The 11,782-nt window shown below is 65.6% G+C and carries 3 protein-coding genes; 1 reads left to right on the forward strand and 2 read right to left on the reverse strand.

Going from position 1 to position 11,782, the window contains the following annotated elements:
* Nucleotides 1-3 precede the first annotated feature (3 nt).
* A complete protein-coding gene (locus ACIQRW_RS03720; protein WP_403753885.1) occupies nucleotides 4-288 on the reverse strand; it encodes a hypothetical protein in 285 nt (94 codons plus the stop codon).
* Nucleotides 285-6,503, reverse strand: a complete 6,219-nt coding sequence (locus ACIQRW_RS03725) for a polymorphic toxin-type HINT domain-containing protein (protein ID WP_403753888.1) — start codon at nucleotides 6,501-6,503, stop codon at nucleotides 285-287. The genes ACIQRW_RS03720 and ACIQRW_RS03725 overlap by 4 nt, the downstream gene beginning before the upstream one ends.
* Before the next feature lie 844 nt (nucleotides 6,504-7,347).
* Here ACIQRW_RS03725 and ACIQRW_RS03730 point away from each other — a divergent pair.
* On the forward strand, nucleotides 7,348-11,667 hold the full coding sequence (locus ACIQRW_RS03730) for an FG-GAP-like repeat-containing protein (RefSeq protein WP_403753891.1): 4,320 nt from the start codon (nucleotides 7,348-7,350) through the stop codon (nucleotides 11,665-11,667).
* Nucleotides 11,668-11,782 lie beyond the last annotated feature (115 nt).

Here is an 11,782-nt window from a genome sequence, read left to right on the forward strand (position 1 = left end):
TATCTAACTCAGCAGCCGCTCCAACGCATCGAGGGTCTCCTCGATAGCCAGCTCGTCCTCGCGAGGCAATTCTCGAAGATCACCTCGATCAAGAGCAACAGCATAGATCTCCTCAAGGACCCACCAATGCGAGCGAAGGTCCTCGCCCAATGGAGATTCCTCAAGAGCCGACGAAACCGAGTCGAGGTCGCCGATCAGATTCCGGAGTGCAATCTCACCAGCACGGTATTTCTGAATCGACTGATGTACGCCTTCGCGCAACCACTGCACATTGGGACTCTCACTCACTGCTTGATCCTTCCGGAGCTGACGGTGACAACCCGCCCAGTTGCGGCATCCGTAATCACCGTCACGTGATTCTCCGCTTCGTAGTGGGCCGTGGTCCCGGCCCGCTTCCCTGGCATGCTTTCGCCGACACGAATCGTGTTTTCCACTACCGACGGCATGAAACCGCGCTCCTGCATCCGGTCAATCGCATGTCCGGTGTAATCGCGCCCCGCGATTGTTGCCGGTTCATTTGGCGAAAGATTGCGGAAGTTCGTACCCCTCCCGCCAACTGGGGTTGTCGGACAGTTGCTGTTGTGAACGAGGACGGGCGTGGTCCCGGCGAGTACATAGTACGTGTGGATACCGGCGACCGTCAGGTCATGCGTCTGCTGCCGCTTCGTGTAGTGGCGCGTCTTCGCGACTTCCACGGAACGCCCGTCAGACGTGAGCAGTTCGGTTCCAACCTGCACCGCGCCGGCGTCGATCCACTTCTTCTCGTTCACCGACCAGAACGGATGAGTGTCCGTCGCGACGATGCTGGCCTCACCCTTCGCCGTCATGACGGTGAGTTCGGTGAAGTCCTTGTCGTCCTTGGTCAGGATGGTCTCGATGACTTCCTTGGCACGCGTCTCCCCGGTGTCCGGGTCGGTGGCAAGGACGACATCTCCCTTCTCGACGTCCTCGATCTTCTTGCTCGTGCCGTCGGCAAGCAGAACCTGCGTTCCGGGAAGGAAGCTGTGACACTTGGTTTTCACGTCCGAGGCAGCGTCGATGCCCTTCTTGATCCCCTTGGCCGCCTTCAGAGGCTTGAGCAGAGGGATGTCAGTCGCCGACCAGGCGCACTGACTCAGGTCGCCGCCCCCGCAGTCCGCCCACGCCTGCACATCGGGGAGCAGGACCGAGACCGCGACCGGGGCAACGTACTTCGTGTAGAAGTTGCTCGGCGCGACCTTCGGGTGCTTGATCGTGTATCGCCTGGGCGGGCTTCCCTTGGCCTTGACGCGGGAGGACCAGTTGTATTTGACGAGGGTCAGCCCCCCGACCTTCGACGACGATGACATGGGAGCCGGGAGGTACACCTTGTGCCGGTAGCTCCACCCGCCGTAGGTGTCCCGGAACCAGCCGCTGCCCGACCGGGCGTTGCTGTAGCTGCCGTCCTTCGGGTTGCGACTGTCGTTGATGTCCGATCCGCCCACCGGGCCGTCCGGGCGGAGGCCCGTGGGGTCGCTGAACGCCACCGGATTGTTGTTCGCGTACGAGTAACCGTGGGTCTGCTGCGGGTCGGCGAGGTCCAGGATCGGGTCCACGCTGATGAAGCGGCCCGTGGCCGGGTCGTACTCGCGTGCTCCCAGGTGGGTCAGACCGGTGTCGGCGTCCTTCGTGCCGCCGACGAATCCCTTGTCGCCGAGCCAGGTCGAGGGCTGCGTACCGCGCGGGGCGCCGAAGATCGTCGTCTTGCGGCGGGTGACCGCCTGGTTGGCGTCGGCCGAGACCTGGGTGGTGGCCGTGTCCAGGTGGTCGCTGATCACGTAGGTGAGTCCGGCGCCCGTGCGCATGGCGATCGTCTCGCCCGCGGCCGCGTAGTAGCGCGTACCGCTGACCTTGCCGGACTTGTCCAGGCGCAGTTCGTTGCCGGAGGGCAGGTACAGCGTGGTGCCGGTGGAGTCCCGGCGGATCATGCGGTTTCCTGCCGTGTCGTACAGGTAGCCGGTCGTGTCGGTGACCTCGGTCACCGATGCCAGGTGGCCTTCGGCGTCCCACTTGAGGTCCTGAAGGTCGGCGTTGCCGATCTTGCGAGTCCTCGTATTGCCGGACTCGTCGTAGGTGTACGTCTCCGTGTGCGGGTCGGTACCCGTCTGGGTGACGCCGGGCAGGTTGTGCGTTCCGGCCTTGGGGGTGGCGTACGTGCGGACGGTGTCCGTGGCGGGGCCGGCCGCAGCGGTGTGCTGGGTCTCGGTCTTGCGGTTGCCCACTGCGTCGTAGGTGTACGACGTCCAGTACGGGTCGGGCCCACCGATCACAGCCGGGGTCGGGGTGGTCGCCTTGCAGGCGTCGGTGGCCGTCCACGCCTCGGTGACGCGACGGAGGGCGTCCAGGGCAAAGCACTGTGTGTCGACGACCGGGGCGGCGTCCGGGCCGGTGGTCGTGCCGATGCGGCTGATGTTGCCGGCGGGGTCGTAGGTGTAGCGCACGTCATCAATGCGCTCGGGGGCGACCTCCCGTCGGGAGAACGCGCGGGTCACGGCCCCGGTGTGCTCGTCGTACTCACTGCCCAGCCATACGTGCCGGGCGAATGCTCCGAGTTCCTTCATCCCGGGACGCCCGTAGTGGTCGTACTCCACCGAGGACAGCAGCGTGTCGCCACCCGCCGACACCGACACCGGGAGTCCGGAGCCGAAACCATAGGCATTGACGACGTCCTCGGCCGGCAGGTCGCCCATGGCCGGCTGGGCCGTCTCCATCAACTGTCCCGTGGCGGGATTGTAGATGTCCGTCCACTCGTACGTTCCCGCGAGGGCGCCTTCGGACGCCGGGATCGTGACACGGCTGATCGTGGGCTTGTAGAGCCCGTTGTAGCCGACCACCGTGCTGGTGTAGCGGTTCGCTCCCTCGTACCGGGAGGTGCTGGAGAGCTGGCCCAGACCCTTGGTCGCCTTGTCGTATTCCCAGTCGGCCCGCTTGGTCGTGCCCTGGAGCAGTGCTGTCGGCCGGCCCAGATCGTCGTACTGAGTGGTCAGCGTGATCTTGCGCGCGTCCGTGACTTCAGTGGGGCGTCCGCCCTTGTCGTAGACCGTGTCGGAGGCACCCTTGTCCGGGTCCTCCACGCGGATCTGCCGACCGGCGACGTCGTAGCCGTACTTCCAGACCGCGCCCGACGGGTCGGTGACCTGGGCCAGTTGCCCGAGTTTGTTGTACGTGTAGGCCGTCGACTGCGACGTGGTCCTGGCCGCGTCGGTGTACTGCTTCAGTTCGGTGACCCGGTCCAGGGCGTCGGTGACCGTCGTGGTCGCGGTCCCGCCCTTGGGCGGGACGACGGTGGTCGTATCTCCGGTGTAGCTCGTGACAGTGCGCTTGGTCTCGTCGCCGAACTTCTTGGAGATCGTCGCCGTCGGGCGGCCCGCACCGTCGTAGAGATTCTCCGTGGCGGCGGGGTACTTCAGCTCCTGGCCGGTCACGGGAACGGGTTCGGCCGATCCTTCGGCGTAGAAGACACCGGAGCTGTGCCAGACCTCGCCCCTGCTGTTGTAACGGTTCTCGGTAACCAGGCGTCCCTTGTCGTCCGGTGACGGCGCCTGGGTCTGCATCTCCCTCATCAGGCCGTCGTAGAACTCGTACGAGGACTGGTAGGTGTCCACGTGATTCAGCGTGTTCGTCGTGATCACCGTCGGACCGTCCCGACGGATCTGGTACGCGAACGACTGACTGGGTGAGTCCGGGAACGCGGTCGCCGAGCGGGTGGGCAGCCACACCTTCGTGACACGTCCGAGCGCGTCGTACGCCGTGGAGGTGACCCGCCCGTTGGCGTCGGTCACCTTCGCGGGCAGTCCGCGCAGCGGATCGACGTCCGTCGTGACCTGGTGGCCGAGCGGATTGGTGACCAGCGTCTTCGTCGGGACTTCGCCCGTGGCCGGCGTGTAGGCGGTGCGGGTCTGCTTTCCGTACGCGTCGACGGCCGACAGCGCGCGCCCGTAGATGTCGAACTCGCTCGCAGGGGTCGATGCGACGGTGTCGTAGCCGTTGCCCAGGCCGTTGATCTTCTCGACCTTGGTCACGTCGCCCTTGGTCGGCGCGGCCAGCAGCGAGGTTGCCCCGTCGTGGTACATGCGCTCGTCGCTGATCAGATCAGCGACGCCTGCCGCCTGGCCGCAGAGCGCTGCCACCGTCTTCTTCTGGGCGACCTTGTCGACCAACCGAGTCGATGCGTTGGCAGCGTAGGTGGTGGTCGTGCACTTCTCGTCGCCGGTCTTCGCCGAGTCCCCCGTGTCGGACTCCGAGATCGTCTGACCGAAGTCGTCGAACGTACGGGTCAGGGAACTGCCGCGGACACCGGTCGCCGTCGTGGTCCGCTCCTCCTCCTTCAGCGTGCCGGTCAGGTACGCCTCCAGGTCGGGAAGGCCTGCCCGGGGCCGGCTGGCCGTGACGGCCGAGCGCCACGGGGTGTAGGAGACCGCGGAGACGAGCTTCGAGGTGTCGTCGCCGTTGTAGGTCGCGCTTTCGCGCATCACACCGGCAAACTGCTCGCGGTCCGTGACCGCGACGCCCGCCGAGTCCTTCACCGCCGCACCGTCGATGCCGCGGAAGTAGCGCGCCTCGGTGAGCGTCGGTCCTTCCTCTACGCCTCCGACGCGGGTCTGCACCCTGCCGTAGCCGCGGGCCACCGAGTAGGTCCGGTCGTCCTTCTTCGTGAACTCGTCCGTGCTCTTGGCCCAGGCCGCGCCGTCCAGGTAGGTGTACTCCGTCGTGGTGTCCGGGGTGCTGACGACGTAGTCCCCTTCCAGGACCTTGGTGACCACGTACGAGTTGAACCAGTCCTGCTTCGCGGTCTCCCCCTCGAAGGCCCATTTCACCGGGTAGCAACGGGTCTTGTTGGAGTCGTCGGCGGCGGGAAGGGAAGCAGCGGTGCAGTCGGGCGCGGAGTAGTAGGCGCCGATGGTGCCGCCGGTCTCATTGGTGATCTGGAACATGCGGAGGCGGATGAAGGGGGCGAGCCCGTCGCCGGTCTTGTCGACCCTGTTTGCCATCTGCACACCGGAGAAGGTGACGGGCGGCAAGGAAGTGCTGCCGGCGGTCCGGCCTGTGCGCTGGATCGACTCCAGCCACATCGGCGTCGATATCCCGTCACCCGAGGCGGGGAATCCCTGAGTCAGCTTCCAGGTGTCCACCTCTTTGTGGACGCCGCCGGTCAGCACCTTCGTGGTGATCGTGGAGAGCCGTTTGCGTGACCAGAAACTTGGGGAGTACTGGTCCTTGCACTCGGTCGCGCCGTCCTTGCAGGACAGGTCGTACGGGACGTCGGGCCAGTTCTTGGCGTGCGAGGCGTCGAAAGTTCCACAAGCCGTCAGGCAGCGCTCCTCGACACCGAAGTCGACACGGCCCATGGCCTTGGTCGTGTACGCCGCACCGTCGCGCAGTCCGTAGTCGATGTGGTCGAGGTAGCCGCCCCGGTCGTACGGGGTAACGGTCGCCTTGCCCGTCGTGGTGGAAACGTTGCGGCCGTAGTTGTTCTTCTCGTTCTTCCAGTAGTAGGCCATGGCGTTGCCGTGCACGTCGACCACGTAGTCGAGCTGCCAGCGCCATGCCTGCTGGCACCAGGCGGAGGCGAACGACGCGTTGTAGCAGGGCTCACCGGACTGGTTGCCGAAGACCGGGGCGGTTAGGGTGGACTGAGTGACCGGATCGTCGGCGGCGGTTCCGTTGTCCTTCCAGCCAGGGAGCCGGTTCAGACCGAAGAAGTACTGGGTGCCGTCCGTCGTGGTGATCTTCCAGTGCTCTCCGGCGCCGTCGACTCCGGCTGTTCCCTTGTCGCCGTTCGTCGCTCCGGTGAGCTTCTCGATCTTCTCCCCGGAGTCCTGCGCCGTGCGCCAGCCCGCCTTCGCGTCGTGCACCAGTTCAGTGGTCCGGCCGCCAAGAGAGAGCGTCGCGTTGTCGTTGAACCAGCACTGGTCCCCGACTTTGGTGGAGTTGGTGCCGCCGTCCTTGTCATCGTTGCAGGGCTTGTACCGTCGCTCGACATAGCCCGGCTCCCAAGACCAGCCGTCGCCGATCCAGCTGGGCTGGTTGTTCGACGCGGCCGTACGGCCGTCAACACTCTGCGAGGAGTAGTTGAGCGAAACGGTGGGCTGGAGCCCACCGGGGACAGGGGGTATCCCGATGGGCTGCGACCAGTTGAAGGCTCCGGTCGACCCGCCGGCGCTCCACGACCCCGACGGCTGGAGCGGCGTCGCCTTGAAGGAGCCGGACGACCCCGATTCGGCAGCTGTCGCGGCCAGGACGGTCGGCGAGCCCGAGGTTGCGACGGCGGAGGCCGACACCGTCTGCTTCTCGGTGTCGTTGGTGCTCTTGAGCACCTTGCTGGTCCTGCATGCGGCCTTGTGCGGGGTGGTCAGGGCGCAGGCGGGCATCTCGACCATCCGAAGCCTGGCCGCCCAGTCTCCGCCGTACGCGCTACGGAATGCGGAGTAGTCGACCGCGACCCGCACCGGCCGGTCGCCGGTGGCGCCGTCCGTTCGTTCCACCGAGAGCAGCAGGCCGTCGACTCCGGCTTCGTCCGCTGCCTTCCGGTCAGCGACGGACACCCGGGCGGTGGCGGGCCCGGCACCACCATCCGCCTCTGCCGACGCGGTGCTCCGCGCACTGGCGTCCGAGATTTCGACAGGCAGCGCCCGGGCGGCTTTCGGCCGTGCCGCGGAGCCGCTGAGCGTTACCTCGAAGCTGGCGGCAGCCGGCCAGGTGACCTCGGGGGACCGCCACGGATGGCTTTTGGCATCGTCCTTGCGCTTCGTGCCGCCGAACTTCACCGGTTCGACCGGAACCGGTTCGGGTTGCTGGACGCCGGCCGAGGGTTGCTGAGCCAGCAGGTCCGGGTCCGCCGCGAAAGCAACTCCCGGAAGAACACCTACCAAAAGTGCAGCAGACAATGGCACAGCCAACCAAGACTTGCCGAACCTACTCATTCCCCACCCCTTGCAGACCCGGTGATCAACCGTCGGAAGCTAACAGGATCTCCACAGGAAAGTCACTACCACTTCAGGTCGTTATCGACTCGATGGCAACTTCAGCACTTTTGTCACTTTCTGCCGCACATGCAACTCCACTAGAGCGCCCCATAAGGAACTTGCGGCGCCCGAGGGGCCTTAAATCGCATATCGACCACAAATATCCCCGGCTGCCGAGCGAAGTGTCGAATTTCGGCCTCAGATAACGGGCATACGTGACCCCCGTGTTCCCGATACCGAGTCGGCGACCTATCGTCGGCGCGGAGAATGTGAACTTCTTGGGGGGAGTGAAATGAATCGCAGAATCACCTGTGATCGAAGAAGAAACAGACCGCTAAGCCGGTCTGTTTCGATGCTTCTGGCGATGGCCATCGGAACGGCGGGGGCGCTCGTTCCGACCGTCGCCACAGCCGGGCCCGCCGACGTAGGACGGTCGACCGCTGCTCCGGGGGTCCAGGCCGACGACGGCTCGGTGAGCGAGGAGGACCAGGCCCTGGCCACGGCGGTGTCGACCGGTGCTCCGGCCGAGCTGGAGTCGGCCCGCACGGAGATCTCGGACACCTGGGTGCACCCGGACGGCTCGTTCTCCATCAAGCGGTACGGGTCCCCGGTCCGCCTGTTCCGCGGTGGAGCCTGGATTCCGACCGACCCCGCTCTGGCGTTCGCGGCGGACGGCAGCGTGGTGCCCAAGGCCTCCACGGTGGACGTGTCGTTCTCCGGCGGTGGGACGGGTCCGTTGCTGTCCGGTGTCAAGGACGGGCGAACGCTTGCCCTGTCGTGGCCCACCGCACTACCCAGACCAGTCCTCGACGAGAACGTGGCCACCTACCCGGAAGTACTACCCGGCGTGGACCTCCAGCTCAAGGCGGAGGTCGAGGGCTTCTCTCAACTCCTGGTCGTCAAGACGGCACAAGCAGCGAAGAATCCGGCCCTGGCCACCCTCTCCTACAAAGTGAAGACCGTGGGGCTGTCCGTGTCGGCCGACGCCGATACCGGCAGCCTCGCCGCGGTTGATCCAGCGGGCCAGACGGTTTTCACCAGCCCGACTCCGCTCATGTGGGACTCCCGGACGACCACATCGGCTCCTGCGGCCAGATCGACGTCCGCAGCCGCGGCCGAGAGCACGGTCCCCGGAGATGTCTTCGAGCCACCTCCTGGAGCAGTGGATGCCCAGATGCCGACCACGGTGGACGGCGACAGCATCCAGATCACACCCGACCAGAACCTGCTGACCGGACCGGAAACCACCTACCCCGTCTACATCGACCCCTCCTGGGCCTGGGGGAAGAAGGAGAACTGGACGCGCGTCTACAAGAAGTTCCCGAGGTCCTCCTTCTGGAACGCCAACGAAGTTGCCCGAGTCGGATACGAGAACGAGACCAACGGTCTCTCCCGCTCGTTCTTCCAGCTCGACACGGACAGCATCAGGGGCGCGCAGGTGAAGTCTTCCACCTTCCGGATCAAGAACGTGTGGTCCTGGTCCTGCCAGGCGCGTCCTGTCGAGCTCTGGCAGACGACATCGATCTCGAAGAAGACCACGTGGGAGAGGCAGCCCAGCAAGGTCGGTGGCTCGCCGCTGAAGACCGTCAACGACTCGAAGGGCTGGAGCAAGGACTGCGGGGCCGGCAACCTCGAATTCGATGTCACCGCGAAGGCGCGCGAGGCGGCCACCAAGAAGTGGTCGAGCGTCACTCTGGGGCTCTACGCCGGCAATGAGAGCGACACGTTCGGCTGGAAGAAGTTCGACGCGAAGACCGCGGTCCTGGAGACCAAGTACAACAACCCGCCGAAGACGCCGTACGGGTTGGGAACCAACCCCCGGACAGCGTGCGCCGCAGGCGGGCTCATCGGCAACACGCGAGTGAGTCTGCACGCCACCGTCGACGACCCGGATGCGGGAAACCTAGAGGCGCAGTTCCAGGTCTTCCCCAAGGGCAGTACAACTCCGGTCGTCGATCAGGCTCTCTCCGCGCTCAAGAAGCGTGTCGTCACCCTCCCCGTCACCGACGGGAAGCTCCCGACGGGTGACTACACCTGGAGGGTTCGAGCCAAGGACCTGGACGGCGCCACGTCTGCCTGGACCTCCACATGTGCCTTCTCCGTCGACCGCTCGCGCCCCAGCAATCCACCCGTCATCACCTCCCAGAACGACAAGTTCCCGTCGGGTGAGAACGGATGGCCGAGTCCGACCGGAAAGGCCCGCGAGGAGGGCAAGTTCACCTTCGCGCCGAACGGGGTGACCGACGTCGACCACTACGTCTGGTGGACCGACCACGCGCCGGAGCTCAACGAGGCCAAGCCAGGAGTACCGGCAACGGTGCGCCCGCCCAGCTACGGACCGCACTTTGTCCACGCCTACAGCGTCGACAAAGCCGGCAACCGCTCCGACGCGACGAGCTACCTCTACTACGCCACACGCTCCGCCGAGCGCGATGGCCCCGGGGACCTCAACGGTGACGGGCACAAGGACATCTGGAGCGTCGACTCCAACGGCACACTGCTGACGTACGCGGGACAGCAGGACGGAACCTTCTCCTCGGCCACCAACGGGGGGCAGGCCTTCGGGGACGCCGACATCTCCTACCGCACCGACTGGGGTCAGGACGGCTATACGGACCTGGTGACCCTGGAGTACGACTCCGTCGCCAAGCGGAAGCACCTGTGGACCTACCCCAACAACGGCCTCGGCATCGCGACGACCGACCACCAGGAGGGCAAGCAGCGTCTGACCGTCAAGTGCCCCGTGATCGACGAGGACTACGGCTGTGTGGGCGAACCGGGTTGGACCGGGAACGACCACTGGAGCGATGCCGACCAGATCGTCGCCCCCGGTGACATCAATGCCGATGGCAGGCCGGACCTGCTCGTCCGGCAGGGCAAGCTCTTGTGGGCCTATTTCGGCGACTTCACCAAGCGCCTCAGCACACCGGTCCTGGTCGGGGGCAATGACTGGGACCAGTTCACCGTCCTCGCGCCCGGCGACCTGAACAACGATGCCATCGCCGATCTCTGGCTTCGCCACAAGGCTTCGGGTGACATCCTGAGGAGCTACGGGAAGAAGGGGTCCAACGGTCTTCTCGACCCCACTACCTGGGGCAGCAGCGCGGACCGAGTGAAGATCGGCACCGGAGTGACGGCGTTCCTCTACCCGGCGGTCGGATCGATCGGTGACGTCACCGGCGACGGCCTGGCCGACCTCTATGCGCGCAAGGCCGACAACACCATGGTCGGCTGGCCCGGCAGGACCACCGGAACCACCCTCTTCGGTGGCTCCTTCGCCATAGACGGGGCCGTCGGCGGAACCCGCATCCCGGCCGGGACGACGCTCACCGGCGGTCAGTCCTACACCTCCAGGTCGGCCAAGCTGACGATGAAGGACGACGGCGATCTGGAGATCACCTCCAACGCCGGCAAGCGGCTGTGGTCGACGAAGACGGCCGGGAACGTGGGAGCGAAAGCGGTCATGCAGGCCCAGGGCAACCTGGTGATCTACAAGGCCGACGGCACCACCGTCCTGTGGGACTCGAAGACGAGTGGTGCCGAGGGGTACGCCGTACTCCAGGACCGCGGAAACCTCGTCATCCACAACGCCAAGGGGCAGTCGCAGTGGAGTAGCGGCACCGCGATCCGGCACGACTACAACGGTGACGGCCGAAGCGATCTGGCCGACTGGTACGACCACGCCGATAAGTCGGACTCCATCCACAGCTTCCTGACCAACTCGGACGGCACCTTCAAGACGCCGTTCGCCGGGTGGAACGTGCCGCCGGACTCCTGGGCCGCCAGCCTCATGAAGCACACCACCGGCGACTACAACGGCGACGGCATCGGTGACGTGGCCGCTGTCTACGGGTACCAGGACGGACGCGTCTCGCTGTGGACCTGGCTCGGCAACTCGCAGGGCAAGTTCGCCTCCCCCTTCGAATCGTGGAAGGTGCCGGCCGGGAACTGGAGCTTCAAGCGGATGAAGCTCAACAGCGGTGACTTCAACGGTGACGGACGGGACGACGTGGCCGTCTGGTACGACTACGCCGACGGACGCGATGCCCTGTGGACCTTCACAGCGAACGTCCGGGGTGGCTTCAACTCTCCGTTCACCTCGTGGACCGGACCTGCGGGCAACTGGACGGCGTCCCGCGACAAGCAGGTGACCGGCGACTTCAACGGTGACGGAAGGGACGATCTGGCGGTCTTTCACGGGTACTCCGACGGAAGCAACAAGATCTTCACCTTCCTCACCGCTCCGACCGGCGGGTTCAACTATCCGGTGGGTTCCTGGACCAGTACGTCCTGGGGCAGTTGGGACCGCACAACGGTCCACGCGGGCGACTTCGACGGGGACGGCCGGGACGACATCGCCGGGTGGTACGACTACGCCGACGGCCATGACAGCGTCTACGTATTTCCCAGCAGCCCTACAGGGACGTTCAGTTCGACCACGGAAGCCTGGACGACCCCTGCGGGGAACATGTGGCGGGACCACATGTCGATCTCCATCGGCGACTACAACGGCGACGGGCTGGACGACTTCGGGGCCCTGTACGGCTACGACGACGGCAGCATCAAGGCCTGGACGTGGTCAGCCCAGCCCAACCGCACCTTCGCCACGCCCGTGAGCAGTTGGGGCGTGACCTCAGGGTTCAGCTTCGCCCGAGCCCACGTGATGGAGCGCTACGGCAGCTGATCGACCGGGCCCGGTCGATCACGGTGATGATGCATGGACCAAGATGTGACCACTGTGTCCAAACGCACAGTGGTCACATCTGTATCCCATGCTCATCACACTCGTACGATGAGCG

It is taken from the genome of Streptomyces sp. NPDC091287 (assembly GCF_044768525.1).
Classification (GTDB): Bacteria; Actinomycetota; Actinomycetes; order Streptomycetales; family Streptomycetaceae; genus Streptomyces.

Coding starts and splice junctions, on each gene's coding strand:
- ACIQRW_RS03730 (WP_403753891.1), top strand. CDS start 7,348: ATGGCCATCGGAACGGCGGGGGCGCTCGTTCCGACCGTCGCCACAGCC.